Below are 18,643 nucleotides of genomic sequence, written 5' to 3' on the forward strand. Positions count from 1 at the left end.
GAGATGCATGCAGGCAGGCCATTCTCCGAATATGATCGCGCCTTCGCGCCGCTCGCTGTTGCTGTTCGCTGTTTCGGCGGTTTGCCTGCGGCTTGGCAACAACATTGTCGATGCGAAGGAAGCAAAAGCGCCGCCCAAGCCAGATAACCTGCTCTCGCCGGATGCTGCCCTTAAGCGGCTGATGGAAGGGAACGATCGCTATGTCCAGGGCGTATCACGAGGCGACGATTTCAAGCGCGAGCGCCCGGTTTTGGTGGATGGGCAAAATCCATATGCCGCGGTTCTGAGCTGCGCCGATTCTCGCGTGGCGCCTGAACTTGTCTTCGGCAGCGGACTTGGTGATCTGTTTGTCTGCCGCCTCGCCGGCAACTTCGCCAACGATGACACGCTCGCCAGTATGGAATATGCGGTCGCCGTGCTGAACACGCCGCTGATCCTGGTACTTGGCCACGATCATTGTGGTGCGATAGACGCCACGATCAAGTCGCTCCACGACGATAAGCCGCCGCCGGGGCACATTTCATCCCTCGTCGCTGCGCTTGCGCCTGCGGTAAAAGTATCTCGCCAGCAAACCGGTGACACGCTCGCCGAAGCAACCCGACAAAATGTAATCGACAATGTCAACAAACTAAAATCGACGGGGCCGATTTTGAACGCGGCAGTTGAGCAGAACAGACTGAAGGTCGTCGGGGGCCTGTATCGGCTCGACACCGGCAGGGTCGATTTGCTGAGCTGACGCTGGCACCTTCGCGCAGCCGGCTATTCGTTTGCCGCCTGATACAGGGCTTCGGTCAAGTTCCGCGCAATTCGCTCGTGCATCGGCTGCATCAAATGCACCGAATACAATCCGCTCCACAATTGTCATAGCTTCGGGAAGCCCTTTGGTATGCGCGGCCTCTTAATTCTGCTCGCATTCTACGTGCTCATGTTGGCCAGAAATACTCATACCGCGGCCGACAGTATTCATGCCTGCACGTTGATGCGCTAGGCCAACAGAGGTGGTGCAAGCGGCAGATCGCGGTGCGAGGCATTCCGAAGATCACATAGAGCAAACAGCGCTGTCTCTGATCGGAGGAATTGTGCCGCCTCGGCTTCGGGAGCTTCGTGCTTCTCGCAATTGCCGCGCAGCAGCCGTGACCCACCAGCTCCGATCGGCGCGCCGATCTCAATCGCGGTGAACAGAGACTTCTTCATGCGCGGCGCGCTCGCCAGGACCAGATAATCGTTCGAAGCAAAATCAGTCCCTGCGCGCGGCTTTAGGCAACGCAGTAGATCGTCTCCTCTGAAGGCTTCTAGGCCGCGGCATAGCTGCTACGGGTTGGACACATTGCTCAATCCGCCAAATGCCATCAATGGTGAAACGACTGTGATCGCTATAAAAAGAAGATGAAGATCTGCCGTCCATTCTTTCAAGGCGGTCGGAGGCAACTGTCTCGCATCAATCAGCACGATGCGCGGCCTGCGCGTTTTTCCTTCCCCGAAGAACGCACAACTGCAGCCATGATTGGCGACTGTAGTTCTTCGATTACGTAGATGACCGCGCTTCGGTTTCGATTTTGGCAGGTCACGGCGTATCTGTTGATCAACTATCCCGCCCCGCGGCAGCGCGCGATCGAGCCTTCGTCGCACAAACTTTCTTCGTATGACTGGCGCGCCACACATTTGCAGGATGATCTAACGCGCGCTGGTCAAAAGACGCCGAGCGCCGCCGGCGTCATCCGTCATGTACTGGCGTCCGGCGGACAAGTCCCGAGCTGGGGTAGATGTCGCGAGCAAGCACACTCCGATTTCTCAACGCCGACAACCGCCTCGTGCTTGACGGATATACGGCCAGGCAGAACGAGCATACCAAGGCCTGCTCGTCCATACCACTGATGCCGCTGCACACCTTGATGCCAGCGCCACGCGGAGACACCTGCGCCCCCAATCCTTTGCACCTAATGGCCTTTCCGAAGGCCCGCCGAAAGAAGGAACCGTTGCGGCGCGGACGATTCCGCCCCGGATGGTTATTTGCAGATTGGGCTTCGCCATGCCCGCGCAAGCTTCGTACTGACCGGACAATGCACACTCTCTCAGCGAGACCCACATTCGCGAGCACCGTAAATTGCGCTGTTGGTAATGTCAGGAGATCGGAGCGGGCCTGAAACTCCAGCAGGCAAGCCGAGCCCGACTGGTTCGCGCTCGAGGTCCACTTCAGTCATTCTCCTTCCGCCGTGTTCGGTTGATGACGTCTTGTGCATGGAATCAGACACGGGAGGCGCGAGCATCCTGCCGGCGCGGCACGATCCACGTGATCTCGCTCGATTCAGACACGGCCGGCAGACCATGATTGATGGCACGTCGATTGCTGGGGACATGGAAAAGAGCCGCGGCTTGGGCGACCTCGCGGTCGCCAAGTCAGGAATTCACAACGTGGTTCGAGCCGGCCGGGCCCAAGTGTGACAAATCGTCCATTGGAGAAGACATGACAAAACGAGCGCTGCCGTCGGCCGTCGGAGACATAGTGCAGCAGAGGCGGATCGATCTCGCCGCCGCATATCGGTTGCTTTGCCGGTTCAGCCTCAATGGCAGCATCGACAGCCATATCTCCGTCAGCCTTCCCGGCCCTCAACATCTTTCTTTGAGTCAATCCGCTCGGGGTGTGGGTTGGACTGGCAACCGCCTGTAATCGCATCACAGTCGATATCAACTGCGACAGTTTCGACGATCCCATCCGACTGGGTATCAATCCGGCCGGCTTCGCCATGCGCGCGCAATCCAAATCAATGAATCGCGGCATCGATCGGCTCAAGACACGGAGGACAGCTTATGAACGCTCCACCAGAGAAGATCACTGCAGAAACCGACGCTACGGCTGCGACCTGGGATAATCTGTCGCCGCTACTAGTCGATATCCGCGCGCGTCGAAACGAGTTCGCCCGCGCGCAGAAGATTCCAGACGAGATCATCGAGGGCTTCAAGCGCGTTGGCGTCTATCGGGCTTTGGCCGCCAAGCGATTCGGCGGCGAGGAGCGAACGCCGGCCGATTTTTGTCGCCTGATCGAGCGCATTTCCGAAGCCGACGGCTCCGCCGGTTGGGTCGCCAGCTTCGGCGATGGGGCTCGCTACCTCGCTGCTCTTCCGGACGACACGCTTCGCAAGGTATACGCGAATGGACCTGACGTGGTGTTGGCAGGTGCGCTTTTCCCGCTCCAGCCCGCCAGGCGAAGCACCGACGGGTTTGTCGTGAACGGCGTGTGGCCATTCGCCAGCGGCTCACCGGGCGCGGATCTGATAGGCGTTGGCATCACTGTGGAAGACGATCCGACCGGTGGCCTTGCGCGTGTAGCCGTGATGCCGGCCGAGAAGGTGACAATCCGCCCCAATTGGGACGTCATCGGCCTGCAAGGCACCGGCAGCCACGACGTCGTTGTCAACGATGTCATTGTGCCGGAGGAATGGACCTTGATCCGCGGCGGTCCGCCGACACTCGACGCGCCGGTCTATCGTTATCCCTCCGTGACTTTCGCTGCGCAGGCGCATGCGATTGTCGGCGTCGGTATTGCGCGCTCCGCGCTAGACGAGGTGATCGCCATGGCCGGAAGCCGCGCCTCAATCACTGGAGCGCCCGTGATGGCAGAGCGCGGCTATGTCCAACTGGAGATGGCCAGAGCCGAAGCCATGCTGCGTTCCTCCCGTTCCTTCTTTTATGAGGCTACCGAGGAGCTGTGGAAGGAAGCGCTCAAGGGTGCGGTAAACCCGAGCACGGCGACGCTGATGCGACTCGCCGCGACGAACGCCGCGCGGCAGAGCGCTGAGGTCTGCAACATTGCGAGCGGTCTCGCTGGAAGTGCGTCGCTCTATACCACCAGCAATCTGGCGCGCGCCATGTGCGACAGCTTCGTGGTTGCCCAGCACGCAGCTTTAAACGAGGGAACGCTCCAGAGCGCCGGCCGACTCCTACTCGGAAATGCAGCACAGCCGGGATTTCCATGAAGTGGTTCATCCACGTTCCGCACGCCCAGCAGCAACGGATTGCCGGCGATATGATGCTGTCTGCAGCTACAGGACCTGGCGGCCTGCCGGCCTTGTTTAAAGGACAAGAGAGAGAGAGAGAGAGAGAGAGAGAGAGAGAGAGAGAGAGAGAGAGACCCTTGCGGTCAGGCGCTTCTCAAAACACCACTTCATATCCGTGGAGCATCCCTTCCCCGTCGCAAACATAACGACCGCGCTCATAGGTCTCTAGGCCCCTGCCTTGATCATTGTCGTGTCGAGCACCATCCACTTGCAGTTCAGCGCAACGGCTCGCGGCTGAACTCACGAACCTTCGAAGCCACCGTCGCTGAAAGGAGCGAGCGACGTCCGCCCGGCAGGCCGGCACAGGGACAGACAGGCGCTTTTCAACCACCATGGCAGCAAGACGGGAAGTCAATTGGAACACAGTAACTATCCGACGCGATCGTGCCCGAACCTCGCACGTGTTGTTGCTTACTTCGCGCTTGGGCCGCGCCTACCCAACCTTTCAAAGAATCACCGTAGATAGGCACTAGTCAGCTTCTCGAAAGCCAACCTTCCTAGCATTCGAACCTGGTCTCTAGATGCCAATGCCGCCTATGACTGGACTGGTGACGAACCTGGTGTACCCCCCTCGACGATCGGCAAGAGACTTTGTTCGAATAAGAGCAAGGAGAGCATTATGGATTTCAATCGGATGAACGGTGCCGGCTCGCCAGGGTCCCCAACGGGGTACGACCGCACACAGGAGGACCATAATCTATTTAGGGAGGCTGTGAGTGAAACCAGGCCATCGTCTGCTGCGCCTGCATCGGCAAAGGCTCCGATTTGGCGTTCGAGCGATCCATACGGAACCTTCTCGCGCGATGGCTACTCTTGGAACAACGACGTATGGGGTGCGGGCGCTGTGCCTCAGACGATTTCGGTGCATGCCGTCAACCAGTGGGGCGTGTGGTCGAACCAGCCTAATACTGCCGGCATCAAGAGTTATCCGCACGAGGCCTTCAATATCGGAAAGCCTCTGAGTTCAATCAACACTCTTCGCTCGAGCTTCAATCAGGATGTTCCCACTAGCGGCGCCTGGGACGTCGCCTACGATATCTGGGACAGCTCAAACCAGCATGAGATAATGCTCTGGACAAACTACACCGGAAACTCGGACGGTAGCGGCAACGTAAAGCCCATTTCATATCATTATGCCTCTTCCGGGGCGGCGATCCCGGTCTACCGCAATATCGATTCAGGCGGGGCTACTTGGAACGTGTTTGAAGGCTTCAATGGTCACAAGGTCATCTCGCTCCTTCGCACTTCGAAGACGAACAGCGGGACAGTGGACATCAAGAGTATCCTGCAGTGGATCAAGTCAAAGGGCTACTTCGACGACATAAACGTCGGTAGCGTCCAATACGGCGTCGAGATCACCTCGTCCCCAGGGGGAATGAACTTCAATTTCAACGACTGGACCGTGACCTTAAAGTGAAGATCGCGGGCGAAGATGTGATCTGCGCTTTGCCATTGAGCGGCGCCAACTGACGATCTCGGCTTGCCGTTTGCGACTTATGAGCCGGTGAAGGTGTAGTCGCTCGGCAAGGTGTCAGAGTTCAAGATGTCCGCTCCGACGTTCCGCAGACGCGCCATGAGCATTTGGTGCGTTATTGACCGCCCCCGGGACCATCTTGTGCTGCTCGGCGTCTACCCGGAACCTTGCAAGAGGTCCGCGTGTTCGGCGGGAAGCATCAGTTCGTCTGGCGAGGGGAGACTCCCCGGCGCGAACGCTGCGCAACGACAGCAAGGCGGCCATCATTCCTCAAGTAGTCCTGCACATCGGCAACAAAAGAAGCATGGCCAGGAGCATCGCGGTTCAACCGGCCGGCTATGGGACCGCGATTTTCCTGGCGCAGCCAACGGCTTGGATGGTGCAGATCATGCCCCAACCTGTTGACGTTCCTCTCGCTCATCTCCATTTCGCGCGCTGCTTCTTGATTGCGGAAACGAGCTCCTTGTCCTCGGTAAAGGGTTCGGAGCGGCCGCGCTTAGCGCCGACGGAGGCACCCTATTCAGCACAGGTCGCGGTTGCTGTCCCCCGCTGTTCGGGCCGGGGCCTGGCGTCGCCGCCGTCGGACCGCTAAACGGCTCTTGTCGCAGGTCGGCGCTCCGGATTTCTCCAGCGCCCTCATCAAGCAAAGTTGTCTGCAACTGGCTCAATTACTGTTCAAAGCTCGCCTGCAGGCTCGTCTGATCCGCCGTTGCCCTACCGGCACGTCAGGGTTCCTAGCTAAGCTAGCTTCGAGAAGCTGAGCGACAACAAGCACGTGCACTTGGCCCATTTCCTCACACGACCGCTCGGCTGCCATCGGCGCGAAGCAAAAACCGGCCCGCGCCTCCCGGACAGTTTCCGCATCTTGAAGCGCTTCAAAAAGGTGCCTAGACCGGATCAATGCCGGATCTACATGGTCATCTTTCTTCACAGGCGCTGCCTGATCTAGTCCATCAGCGGGGGCCCCATCAGACAAGGCAATCTCGCTTCCGGCGCGCCCGCGAGCTGCTCGGCGCTTCAACGGGCGAGCGCGCCAGCGCGCACTATCGTCGCGCTGATCGAACAGCGAGCCGCGGATCGGTAAGGTCACGTCCGCCTCCCTCCCTCCTTCGACACCTCCGCGGCTTGACGCGCGACGTGCATCAGCGGCCCTTCGAAATATGACGTGCAAGGTGCCTTGAGCGCTCGCGTGCACAAGCCCATTCAAAAATAAAATGCGAGACGCACGTCGACCGCTGCGGATCCCTGAGCTGCCTGTGAGAGGTCGGCGGCTTGAATTTTATGCGGATGAGCTAAAAGGCCTTGAATCGCACGTAGCGTCACGTTGTACCATTGCGAAGTAGCTGACGAGGATGCCCGTCAAATCGGACCGGCCCGCTGCTTGCTGCGATCGGTGAGAGGATGATACCAATGCGATCGACGTGTGTACAGCAGAGGGCCCTCGCCTGCGGGATCGCGCGAACCGGCTCCGAGTACTCGCATGCGAACAACAACGTACTTCGTCACAACCCAGGGGATGCTGGGTTGCTGCGCTCTTGCGGCCGGCACGTTGACGCCGTTCGAACAGCTGCGGATCGTCTCTGTTCGGCGCCGCTCATTTGATCACCATGACTTCGACGATCCTCGGGACAACGGACAATACCCCCTTCAAGGTTTGTGCAAGCCGGTGTTGAGCCGCATTCCATCAATATCGTCTGATAAAAAGGAAACGACGCCAGATTTCTCCGATCATTGATCCTTTCGTAATTGGAATTTGCGGTGAACGTTTTGCCGCAAATAACCGTCGGCAGCGCTCCCTCTGTCGACGACTGACTTCGGCCCGGCTATCGAAATGAGGCCGGGCTTTTTTTGCCAACGATGAACGACAGTTTGGAGTGTTCTGGCCCGCGGTATCTGATGATTGCGAAGGGTTAGGGAGACAGAGACAAAACGTAAGATCGACTGGGAGGATAGTTCGTCACATGCTGAAATCGATCGATCCGATCCTAGCGCCCGAGCTGCTCTGGCTGCTCGCCTCCATGGGCCATGGCGGCGACGTCGTGGCCGTCGACGCCCACCACCCGGCCACCCGCATCGCCGCCTCGACTCTGCTCGGAGCGCCTGATCCAGCTGCCGGGCATTGAGTTATGGATAGGACTGTCCGCGCCATCCTAACGCTCTATCCGCTCGACGATCTCGTCGATCCGTGCGCGTGATGATGCCGGTCGACGATCCCGACCGTGTGCCCGGACGCAGCGCACGGCGCTGGCCGAGATCGAGCGCTCGGTCGGCCGCCCCATCAGTCCCGGCAAGCTCTCGCGTCCAGATTATCTCGCGCTACGGCTTCGGGCTTCGGCGTCGTGCAGGTGGGTGACAGCAGGGGATATGCGTCCTTTCTGATCAGGAAGGGCGTGATCAGCTAAGAGAAAGATTCTACGCAAGATTGCGCAGAACTCTGCACCCAAATTTGAATGGCCTCCGCGCAACCGACCGACTATTGTCGATCTATGTCTCGCCTTGTGTGTCTAACTGCTACTATCATCCTGTCGCTGTTGCCGGTTGTCGCGAACGCTGCGCCAATTCAAAAGCGGCCCAAGCCGGTCTGGCAAAGTTACGGCTTCCTGCCCGGATATCGCCAGCCGCTGAGCAACAGCATTCCGCTCTACAAGCAGAAGGACGCGATGCGCCGGCTCTCGCGCGCCGACCGGCGTCACTGGTATATTGACGCGGTTCCTCAGTACTACGGTTGGGATGGCGAGTGGCACTATTTCGGCCGGCCCGCCTTCCGCGGCGGACGCTACAATGGCGGCAGTTTCGGGCCATGCTGGACCCGGACGCCGATCGGGCCGATCTGGAATTGCGGGTGATCGAGCGGCGCGGCTAGGAGAAACTTCGCGCCATTGCGCCGGGATTACGTCGAGGCGTTTACTGACGTCCTCGCCGATGTTCGTCATCGCGCCGCAGCCGCACGGGCAGACCGTGCTCGCAGAGTCGATGATCAGCTCCACCTGCGGCAAATGAGCAGGCAAGTAACCCCGATTGCGATGACGATCTTGATCCGATCCGGCGCGAGATCGGCCGCTGATGATCGCCGCCGCCTTCTCCTGCGCCGCGTCCAGGACGACTTGCCGGACAATCGGCTGCTGCAGTTATGCTGGACGCCTCACGGCGATCTTGTTCTGGAATGAACACACACTTCAGCTCGCTTTCCCATTGACACAACAATAGCGACGCCAAGCGCGTGCTGAAATCCGCCCATCTCAAGGAATTACGAGAACTGATGCAATTGCTTTGGCACTTGTTCGAAGCAGTGCACCAGCTTCCTAGAGGACCAGGCCACACAGCAGCCGTTCAGACGATTGAATGCTTCGAGCGCCGGCTGGCAGTGTTAGAAACCTACCATCCGCCCGACGCGGACGTCGTGCGGGGTCTGTAATGGCAACCGGAAACCGGAGCGCCCGTCCGGCCACCGATATCCGCTCGAATGATCACCGTTGTGCAGCTTTGGGCGGCATAAGCGCGCTGGTCAGGTTTTCCAGCGATGAATGAGGCGCTCGATATGAGTCGCCACTAGAAGCGCGTATTTTTGAGCAATACATCACCCTCCACCGCGCGGGGATAGTGGGCCGCCACTTCGAATGATGGCAACAGGTCAAGAATAGCTTGCAGGGACAACTGCCCTTCGTAGAGCTCGCGGTCGCTATATTCCGTGTAGACGAAGCGCGTGTTGCTCAAGGTCTGCATGCCGCCGGCGATAACATCGGCTTCGGCTCCCTGGACATCCATCCAGATGAAATCGACCGTGTTCAGCTCCGCTTCGCTGCACCAGTCGTCCAGCCGCCGCGTTTCAACCGAGACAGGGCGATCGAACCGAACCCAATCATACTCGGTAAGATGATTCTTCGGGCGGCGTATTGAGCCGGAGAGGTCCCATTCCTTCGCATCACCATCTGCATTGCTTGGATGGAAGTCGATCATCCCGTTTCGATCACTGATGGCGATTTCAAGCAGCTTCACCTTATTCAGGGATGAGCCCAGCTTCTTCTTGAAGCGCGCGATCGCTCTGGGGTCCGGCTCAAAGCAGTAGAGCTGAGCTTGCGGGCACAGATTGAGAAACTGTTGCGTATCGGTCCCGTCATTGCAGCCGATATCCAGGATGACGGGATTCGGCTTCTGAAGAAGTGAGACGATGTGCTGGTGTACTTCTACAGAGGACACAGGTGCTTTTTCCATTGGACGGAGATCGCGTAAATTTCGAACTTCGAAGCCGCAATCACACGCCAGACGCGCCGGCACAACGTATATCAACGTATATAATTCATATGCCCCTCAGTCCCCTTGATCCATGACGGCTATTTGGATGCCATCGACATCAAGAAGGGAAACCTCTCGGACCGACAGGTGCAGCACTGCCCTGCAATGCAAATTCCAACCCAGCGTCGGCAGACGCGCCCTCTGTGAGCTAGATCGTCGTCGGAGGTTCTTTTTCGGGGCGGCCGAAAGATCGGCTTCGCTCGAATGTCACCTATCGGCTATTCTCCGTGGAGCGTGCCGGGCAGAGTGATCTCTCGTGCGCAGCAATAGCCAATGGCCTCGATCACAGTTGGGCGAAATGTGCTCTGCCGACTGACGGTCGCCATCTCAGATTCGCTGACGCAATTTGCGAGCAGCTCCGGGTGATCCCTTCTTCGGAATCATTTGTTCTTCGGAAAAGAGCGTACGAGGTCAAAGCTCCGACGCACGCGTTGCCGCGCGCAGGCAAGCCTCCGGCGATCATCTTCGATCACTCGATCGGGGTAAATCCAACAGGTTTGAGCAACCGTGCCACGGCTGGATATCGACAATTCGATGATGGGCTCTCTTGGAGCACGCCGCCTCCAACAGGAAACATCGCCTGAGTTTTCGAGATAGTTGGCATATTATTACGACTACGTCAGACTGATCGAGCGCTGCTCATCGATGAGTCTTGTGCACCGCACGGTCCGCCGGCGTCAGTTGCTAGATGCTGCCGTCAGACGACGCAATCATGTGCATGCAGCACCCGGCCGTCGTCGTTGAGACACGCGGCGCTTCGATCGGTGTAACGGCCGCGCGTGCAATGTTGAGGAACCCTGGGCTCAATCCGGGTGTTTCGACGAAACGCAATGTCATTTTCGCAACAGCTTGGCGGGCTGTGTACCTGAGGGCGTTTGCTTCCGGACAAAGACACGCGAGGCCAGGCAACGATTCAGCAGAACTGCAGGCATCGATCGTTCAGCTCGTTTTTGGCCTGACTCTTGCTATAATTGGGCTTGTCACAATGTGACTATCTCCAACTTGTTCAAACGCTCAGGAGAGCTGTATGAATTTCCGTCCGCTTCACGACCGCGTTGTGGTCAAGCGTATCGACGCAGAAGAGAAGACCGCTGGTGGCATTATCATTCCCGACACAGCCAAGGAAAAGCCCTCGCAGGGCGAAGTCATTGCAATTGGCCCGGGCGGCCGCGATGAGACCGGCAAGCTGATTCCGATCGACCTCGAGGTCGGCGACCGCGTGCTGTTCGGCAAATGGTCGGGCACCGAAGTCAAGATCGACAGCGAGGAGCTGTTGATCATGAAGGAGAGCGACATCATGGGCGTTCTCACCGATGCGTTTTCCAAGAAGAAAGCCGCCTAACCCAGCGCTCGCACAGCTCCCCCTGACGAGCGCCCGCTTGGGCGCGCTGATGGATGAGAAAATAAGAACTGAGGGAATTCTTTATGTCAGCCAAAGAAGTCAAATTCGGAGTAGACGCGCGGGATCGCATGCTGCGCGGCGTCGACATCCTCGCCAATGCCGTGCAGGTCACGCTCGGTCCGAAGGGCCGCAACGTCGTGCTCGACAAGTCGTTCGGCGCGCCTCGCATCACCAAGGACGGCGTTGCCGTCGCTAAGGACATCGAACTCGACGACAAGTTCGAGAACATGGGCGCCCAGATGGTGCGCGAAGTAGCTTCGAAGGCGGCGGATGCTGCCGGCGACGGCACCACCACCGCGACCGTCCTGGCCGCCGCGATTGTCCGCGAAGGCGCCAAGTCGGTCGCCGCCGGTATGAACCCGATGGACCTGAAGCGCGGTATCGACCTCGCGGTCGAAGCCGTCGTCGCGGATCTCCAGAAGAACTCGAAGAAGGTCACCTCGAATGAGGAGATCGCCCAGGTTGGCACCATTTCGGCCAACGGCGATGTCGAGATCGGCAAGTTCCTCGCCGATGCCATGAAGAAGGTCGGCAACGAAGGCGTGATCACGGTCGAAGAGGCCAAGTCGCTCGAGACCGAGCTCGACGTCGTCGAGGGCATGCAGTTCGACCGCGGCTACATCTCGCCCTACTTCGTCACCAACGCCGACAAGATGCGCGTTGAGATGGACGACGCCTACATCCTCATCAACGAGAAGAAGCTCTCCTCGCTGAACGAGCTGCTGCCGCTGCTCGAGGCCGTGGTGCAGAGTGGCAAGCCGCTGGTCATCGTCGCCGAGGACGTCGAGGGCGAGGCGCTCGCCACCCTCGTCGTGAACCGCCTGCGCGGCGGCCTGAAGGTCGCGGCCGTCAAGGCTCCGGGCTTCGGCGATCGCCGCAAGGCCATGCTGCAGGATATCGCGATCCTGACCGGCGGCCAGGCGATCTCGGAAGACCTCGGCATCAAGCTCGAGAACATCACCCTCAACATGCTCGGTCGCGCCAAGAAGGTGATGATCGACAAGGAGAACACCACGATCGTCAACGGCGCCGGCAAGAAGGCCGACATCGACGCTCGCGTGGCCCAGATCAAGGCGCAGATTGAGGAGACCACCTCGGACTACGACCGTGAGAAGCTGCAGGAGCGTCTTGCCAAGCTCGCGGGCGGCGTCGCGGTGATCCGCGTCGGCGGCGCGACCGAGGTCGAGGTGAAGGAGCGCAAGGATCGCGTTGATGATGCGATGCACGCGACCCGCGCGGCAGTCGAGGAAGGCATCCTGCCGGGCGGCGGCGTCGCCCTGCTCCGTGCCTCCGAGCAGCTCAAGGGCCTGCGCACCAAGAACGACGACCAGAAGACCGGCGTCGAGATCGTGCGCAAGGCGCTGTCCTGGCCGGCCCGCCAGATCGCGATCAACGCCGGTGAAGACGGTTCGATCGTGGTGGGCAAAGTCCTCGACAACGACCAGTACTCTTATGGCTTCGATGCGCAGACAGGCGAGTACAGCAACCTTGTCTCCAAAGGCATCATTGACCCGACCAAGGTCGTGCGCATCGCGGTCCAGAACGCCTCCTCGGTGGCGGCGCTGCTGATCACGACGGAAGCGATGGTTGCCGAGCTGCCGAAGAAGGCGGCGGCTGGTCCAGCAATGCCTCCGGGCGCCGGCATGGGCGGTATGGACTTCTGATCCACCTCCCACAGTGTCGATGACATGCGAAACCCTGGCAGGAATGCCAGGGTTTTTTGCGTCGGGGAGCTGGCAACGTAGCCCTTGGAAGCCGCGCCAGAGGCCCAACCCATCGGCCTCTATGAACGGCGGTAGAGATGAGACCTAATTTGCTTGTGACTTTTCGTTCGGCGACACGGCCTCGGCCAAGGTAAAACCGGTCCAGCACTGCGATGGAAGTGGGCCTGTCGCTATTTGAGTCTCACGAAGCTGCCTCTGCCGAGTGTTTGGGCTGCCAACCCCAGCGTGACGCCGCGCTGTAGCCCTCAGTCAAGATTGCGCGAGACCAACTCGCTGCCCTGATCGATGCGGATCGTCGAAACCACTTCTTTGCAGGCCCTTTCCGGTATCTCCACGACGTCGCTGCCGCGGAATGCTCGCACTCCGCAAATCCCACAGTAGATGCGGATCGGCTTCATGGAGTTCTCTCCAGTGTCGGCACGAATCTTGATTCGTTCCCTTTCGCAGAGCAGCAGCCACCTCGTAACTGTCATCAACCGCAAGCCACCCGAGAAGAACATGAGGAAAGCCAAAGTTCTGATCGACCGCGACTTCATCATTGGTCACACGGACCCTCGTCTGTTTGGTGCTTTCATCGAACATCTGGGCCGATGCATCTATGGTGGCATTTACGAGCCCGGCCATCCGAGCGCAGACGAAAGAGGTTTTCGGAAGGACGTGCTGGCGCTGGTGAAGGAGCTCGGCCCGACCCTCGTTCGATATCCTGGCGGCAATTTCGTCTCCGGTTACAATTGGGAGGACGGCGTTGGGCCACTGGAGACAAGGCCGGCGCGCCTCGACTTGGCCTGGTTCAGCACCGAGCCGAACAGCTTCGGTACCAATGAATTCATGGACTGGTGCAGGGCCGCCGATGTCGCGCCCATGATGGCCGTCAATCTGGGGACCCGCGGCGGCGACGCCGCTCGCAATCTGGTCGAATACTGCAACCATCCCGGAGGAACTGCGTGGTCGGAGCTCCGCCGCAAGCACGGCTGGCGGAGGCCTCATGGGATCAAGCTGTGGTGCCTCGGCAATGAGATGGATGGGCCGTGGCAGATAGAGCAAAAGAGCGCCGCCGCTTACGGGGTAGTTGCAAGAGAGGCGGCCAAGATGATGCGGCGGGTGGACCCTACCATCGAGCTTGCGGTATGCGGTTCATCGTCGCGCAAGATGCCTAGTTTTGGCCAATGGGAAGAAACGGTCCTCGAACACACCTTCGATTACGTCGACTACATTTCAATCCATACTTATCTGGAGAACTACAGTCAGGACACCGCATCGTTTCTCGCGAGCACCGACCTGATGGACAGCTTCATCGATGAGGTCATCGTCCTAGCTGATGCGGTTGCGGCCAAGCGGCGCTCCAAAAAGCGTCTTATGCTGAGCTTCGACGAATGGAACGTCTGGTATCGAACGCGCAACGAGGTTGCCCCGGTGGTAGACCGCTGGCCAGTGGCACCACCCATTCTCGAGGAAATCTATACGATGGAAGACGCGCTCGCCTTCGGCGGCGCCTGCATTTCCCTGCTGAATCACGCCGATCGGGTGAGAGTTGCCTGTCTGGCGCAACTCGTGAACGTCATAGCGCCGATCATGACCAAGACAGGCGGAGGTGCGTGGCGCCAAACCATCTTCTTTCCTTTTGCGTATATGAGCCGCTTTGGCCGCGGCAGGATTTTGCGCGCGCAAGTCGAGTCGGAGGCCTACTATGCGTCGTACAACAATCCTGACGGTAGACCGGCCGAGACCTTTCCAGTGCCTGACGTGCCGTATCTCAAGATAGCGGCAGTCGCCGAACAAGGCGGCGGCTTGTCGCTCTTTCTGCTCAATCGTGATCTGAGGCAGGAGATGGAGGTGAGCGTCGAGGCCAGAAGCTTTGGTCCCCTGACAGTTCACGAGCGGCTCGAGCTCCGGCACGATGATCCGATGGCGGCAAATACCGAGGATACGCCGGACAAGGTCAAGCCGGCGCCCTTGCAAAGCGTGGCCTTTGACCGCGGGAGGTTGCGGGCGACGCTCAAGCCGGCGTCATGGAATGTGATCTACCTGGCGCCACATTGAGAAGATGAAGGGCTCGCGAAGACAGCGCCAAAGAATCAATCGTGATCGCGGTTTAGGTTCTTGCTTGAGCATGATTTCCGCGAACGCTATTAGGCCGAGAGCGTGAGCACATCGCTAAGCTGTGCGCGCTGCCGATCGTACCAGGACCGATGATCGTGGCCAACGGCAGTGATGGGTGATAGCCCCCTGCCGCGATCAGCGCGTCCACCGCCGCGCCCGGCCCAGATTACCTGCACGGGGTACGACAAAATTTCAGGCCGCCGCATTCTGCGCCTGCACGACATCATACCATCATCGTCGGTCGCCCGCCAAGCAATCGATCCGTTCGAGAGTGGCTCGCCCTACCGCGTCAGCGAGGTCCTATCCACGCCACTCTCGTCGACACCGCTCTGGCCGTCGATGACCTGTTCCTGCCTCCATTCTCCGTCGAAGAGCGCGAGCGCTATGGGCTAAAAGCGGGCTGTTCTGGGCATTGTTCGGGCTGACCGTCGAGCGACTCGCCGGCGCATTGGGGCTCGTTCGCGGCCTAAAGCGCGGCGATGGTGCAATCGGAAACATTGTCCGTCAGCACCGTCGCGCTGCGAGGTACACGAAGAGATCTTCGCCGGTTCACGACGATGTTGCGGCGGCCACGCTGGTATCAAATCCTGAGTACCGGACGACTGCCGGACCGATTACGCACCGGCTTCGGTTTTGCGTTCGACGAACGCGCGAGCAAGGACCAGCTGAACCGCACAAATGACGATCGGGGGCGTGCACCAGGGAGCCAGCCCAGCGATCGAACCGCGGCTTTCGGTTCACATTCGAAAGCGTTCCTTCCTTGACCATTGTCCGACATCACCGTTCGATCTCCCGCGTGCCCGTCGCGAGAGATCAAGTTAGGCGGCCGTGAACACGATGCGAGCGATCCGCTTGCAGACGCGAGCACAAGATCATTCGGTTCGTTGGTGCTGCGTGTATGTCCGCACTATGCCGAACAGCCACGGACGACATGATTGAAATGCCATAGTTCAAGTTCGCCTCGCTATGCTGCCGATTGGTGCATGACGGATCTCTCCCCGGTCGGCTCTCTTTGGGACGAAACACCAATCGACAACGCTGAGTGAGTCTTGAGGAGAATGGGAGGTCATTGAAACGACCGTGCGCCTCCGATAGGTCATATCGAAAGACGCATCTTGATGAGAGCCCGCGCGGCGGCCGCAATAAATCCAAGTCCCGGAGAACGTGCTTATACTGCGCTTGCATCCACACTATACCAATGTGTAACCGAGATAGCCACGGGGATGAATTGGCACGAAGCGCGACCGGGTTCATTGTGGGCCTTATGGCTATGTATACTCAGGTTTACGCCCAATTCAGGGAGGCGCAGGAACGCACAGCCGAAGGCCGTGCAGCTGCACGATACTCCAGTTTGATCGCTGACCTCAGTCAGCTGAATTTCGCTGACGCGGATGACCGCCGAGCATTCCCTCCAACCCTACACAGCATATTGGCAAGGCATGGACTGTTCGGGCTCACCACACCAGGAGAGCACGGCGGATTAGCTCTTCCCTTGCAGGAGGCCATCAACCTCATCTCCGCCACTGCATCCTTCGATGTCTCCGCTGCCTCTACCCTCGTCATCCATAACTTCCTGGCCTTGCCCTGCATCCAAGCGGCACCGCACATCCCCGAACAAAAGCATATCATTTGGGGTGCAACACGCGGCGATCTCTGCGCTTTCGCTTTGACGGAGCCCGGAGCTGGCTCGGCCCCGAGGCATATAGAGGCTTCGGCTCTCATGCGCGAAGATAAAGTTCGTATCTCTGGCCGCAAGATCTGGATCGGCCTCGCTGACTGGGCTCGCTGGATCGTTTGCTTTGCGCGCGCGTCTGGACCCGATGCGAAAGGTCGGCTCGTTGGTGTACTCGTTGACAGGCAAGCTCCAGGCCTCAAGGTCACGCACGAGCATCGCACACTCGGTCTACGTGGCATCATTCAGAATACCCTGGAGTTCCACGATGTCGAGGTGCCGCGTTCTTACGTGCTCTCTCGCGATCAAGACGGCTGGGGGGCGGCGGCATCTAGTATGAACCGCGGCCGTGTCGGTGTGGCTGCTATGGGTCTTGGAGCCCTTGAGCGCGCTATCCAGGTCGCAGCCTCTTATGCAAGCCATCGTCGGCTCGGTAAACTGCGTATGATCGAGAACAGCTACATCGAGCAGTTATTTGGGCAGATGGTGCTGCGGCGGGAAGTCGTGAAGGCGATGCTGGCCGCATCCTGCCGACTTGTTTCAGCGCAGGGCACGCCAAACGTCCACCTTGCGTCGGCAACGAAGGTTTTGTCCTCGGAGTGGTGCGGCCTTGTCGCTGATCAATGCGTCCAGCTGTTAGGTGGCCGTGGTTACGATGAGGGAGCGCCTTTAGCCAAAATCTATCGAGACGCTCGCATCCTTCGCATCTTCGAAGGTCCGACTGAGGCGCTCCTATCACATCTCGGCCGCTGCCTCCTCTCTAAAGCCACGCGTGACGAAATAGCCGATCTCTTTCGGTCAGTTGGAGCGGCATCAGTCCATGCTGCTGCAATTGAGGAGCTCTCTGGGCTCAATGAGACAGACGGTGCCGTGCTGATCTATGCGGGTTGGCTCACCACATTGGGACTGGCAAAAGCTGTCATGTTTGCTGGTTGCTTCTCTGCCTCAGATTGCGCCGCAGCAGCGGCTGACTTGGTCAGTTCCGAACTTGCAACTCTCCGTACTCGCGCGCCGGCCCGGCAATCTGTCGAAGTCCGCAATCGGGCTAGTCGGACTCTGACCACCTTCCTTGAAGACGCGGCTTGTTCTATTCGCTCACCTGTCCTCACAGATGATTACCTGAGACTGGTGCAGTATGTCTGACCTGGCGGATGCCGGACGTCTTTCCACCTGGTGGTCCCGCGCGCGACGATGCAACTGCGGAAAGGCGAAGCATCCCTGATGCACTGCCACGTCTAATTCCGGCAGGCTGCTATGAGGGCCTAACCTAATCTCGCTCCGGTGAGACACCTCGATGCGTTGTTCGATATCGAGCGCACCATCAACGGCCGGGACGCCGACGAGCGACCCGCCGTGCGCCACGAAAACAGCAAGCCGCTTCTTGAGCACATGCACGCCTTGTTGTTGCGGGGCGCGCCCCCTCTCGCCCTCCTCCGAGGTGCTGAAACCTATGAATTACATGCTCAGGCGCTGGACGACTTCGCCGTGGCAGGATCTGCTTGACCAAAATTGCGCTGAGCGCGTATTGAGAGGCATCGCCTTTGGAAGCGCAACTGGACCTTCGCCGGCAGCCAGCGGGGGGCCGACCGTGCCGCCATCATGCTGACGATGATCAGGACCTGTCGCCTCAACGACGTCGAGCCCAAGGCCCGGCTCGCCGAGGTCCTGGCCCGGATCGCCGACCTTCCCGCGACACGCCTGCACGAACTGCTGCGGGGGAATGGAAGCTCCTGCGCCAGGCGGATAAGCCCGCCGGTCAGCAGGCCGCCTGACGTTTCACACAGCTGATCGTAAAGCTCGTTGTGCCTGCGCACATGCGTCAATGAGGCGGTCTTCGTCGTATGCGTACTCACCTCCTCACGTGAGACACTATGATGCTCTGCGAACACACCGATTGCGGATCTTCGATCGGCAAGAAGCGC

The 18,643-nt window shown here is 59.3% G+C and carries 12 protein-coding genes and 2 pseudogenes; 11 read left to right on the forward strand and 3 right to left on the reverse strand.

Annotation, left to right across the window (positions count from 1 at the left end):
• Positions 1–7 precede the first annotated feature (7 nt).
• On the forward strand, positions 8–736 hold the full coding sequence (locus tag MTR72_RS33855) for a carbonic anhydrase (protein WP_341511937.1): 729 nt from the start codon (positions 8–10) through the stop codon (positions 734–736).
• A 314-nt stretch (positions 737–1,050) separates the two neighbouring features.
• Here the strand turns inward: MTR72_RS33855 and MTR72_RS33860 are convergent.
• Positions 1,051–1,269: pseudogene (locus MTR72_RS33860) on the reverse strand (8-amino-7-oxononanoate synthase); the annotation flags it as partial.
• Positions 1,270–2,808: 1,539 nt separating this feature from the next.
• Here MTR72_RS33860 and MTR72_RS33865 point away from each other — a divergent pair.
• From MTR72_RS33865 to MTR72_RS33885, 5 genes are all read left to right on the forward strand, one after another.
• The gene (locus MTR72_RS33865) at positions 2,809–3,975 is read left to right on the forward strand and encodes an acyl-CoA dehydrogenase family protein (protein ID WP_341511938.1); all 1,167 of its coding nucleotides are present in this window, start codon (positions 2,809–2,811) and stop codon (positions 3,973–3,975) included.
• Positions 3,976–4,675: 700 nt separating this feature from the next.
• The gene (locus MTR72_RS33870) at positions 4,676–5,473 is read left to right on the forward strand and encodes a glycosyl hydrolase (protein WP_341511939.1); all 798 of its coding nucleotides are present in this window, start codon (positions 4,676–4,678) and stop codon (positions 5,471–5,473) included.
• Between the two features lie 1,537 nt (positions 5,474–7,010).
• Entirely contained in the window at positions 7,011–7,265 is a 255-nt protein-coding gene (locus MTR72_RS33875) for a hypothetical protein (RefSeq protein ID WP_341511940.1), read from the forward strand.
• Positions 7,266–7,491: 226 nt separating this feature from the next.
• Positions 7,492–7,653 carry an RbsD/FucU domain-containing protein gene (locus MTR72_RS33880; protein WP_341511941.1) on the forward strand — a complete coding sequence of 54 codons (162 nt, stop codon included), beginning with the start codon at positions 7,492–7,494 and terminating at the stop codon, positions 7,651–7,653.
• A 363-nt stretch (positions 7,654–8,016) separates the two neighbouring features.
• A complete protein-coding gene (locus MTR72_RS33885; protein WP_341511942.1) occupies positions 8,017–8,376 on the forward strand; it encodes a hypothetical protein in 360 nt (119 codons plus the stop codon).
• A 703-nt stretch (positions 8,377–9,079) separates the two neighbouring features.
• Here MTR72_RS33885 and MTR72_RS33895 read toward each other — a convergent pair.
• Positions 9,080–9,727, reverse strand: a complete 648-nt coding sequence (locus MTR72_RS33895) for an FkbM family methyltransferase (RefSeq protein ID WP_280970900.1) — start codon at positions 9,725–9,727, stop codon at positions 9,080–9,082.
• A 1,123-nt stretch (positions 9,728–10,850) separates the two neighbouring features.
• Between MTR72_RS33895 and MTR72_RS33900 the strand changes: the two genes are divergently transcribed.
• Together MTR72_RS33900 and groL are read left to right on the forward strand one after the other, a co-directional pair.
• Positions 10,851–11,165, forward strand: coding sequence for a co-chaperone GroES (locus tag MTR72_RS33900; RefSeq protein WP_280969132.1), 315 nt, complete (start codon positions 10,851–10,853; stop codon positions 11,163–11,165).
• Between the two features lie 83 nt (positions 11,166–11,248).
• Positions 11,249–12,889 carry a chaperonin GroEL gene (gene groL, locus MTR72_RS33905; RefSeq protein ID WP_341511943.1) on the forward strand — a complete coding sequence of 547 codons (1,641 nt, stop codon included), beginning with the start codon at positions 11,249–11,251 and terminating at the stop codon, positions 12,887–12,889.
• 305 nt (positions 12,890–13,194) lie between these two features.
• Here groL and MTR72_RS33910 read toward each other — a convergent pair whose 3' ends face one another.
• Positions 13,195–13,347, reverse strand: coding sequence for a hypothetical protein (locus tag MTR72_RS33910; protein ID WP_280969130.1), 153 nt, complete (start codon positions 13,345–13,347; stop codon positions 13,195–13,197).
• 100 nt (positions 13,348–13,447) lie between these two features.
• Here MTR72_RS33910 and arfA point away from each other — a divergent pair, with 100 nt between their 5' ends.
• From arfA to MTR72_RS33925, 3 genes and pseudogenes are all read left to right on the forward strand, one after another.
• The gene (gene arfA, locus MTR72_RS33915; RefSeq protein ID WP_341511962.1) at positions 13,448–14,989 is read left to right on the forward strand and encodes an arabinosylfuranosidase ArfA; all 1,542 of its coding nucleotides are present in this window, start codon (positions 13,448–13,450) and stop codon (positions 14,987–14,989) included.
• 1,411 nt (positions 14,990–16,400) lie between these two features.
• Positions 16,401–17,864 (forward strand): acyl-CoA dehydrogenase family protein, encoded by a 1,464-nt coding sequence (locus MTR72_RS33920; protein ID WP_341511944.1) that lies wholly within the window; start codon positions 16,401–16,403, stop codon positions 17,862–17,864.
• Between the two features lie 129 nt (positions 17,865–17,993).
• Positions 17,994–18,493: pseudogene (locus MTR72_RS33925) on the forward strand (IS66 family transposase); the annotation flags it as partial.
• Positions 18,494–18,643 lie beyond the last annotated feature (150 nt).

It is taken from the genome of Bradyrhizobium sp. ISRA442, assembly GCF_038085055.1.
Lineage (GTDB): Bacteria > Pseudomonadota > Alphaproteobacteria > Rhizobiales > Xanthobacteraceae > Bradyrhizobium.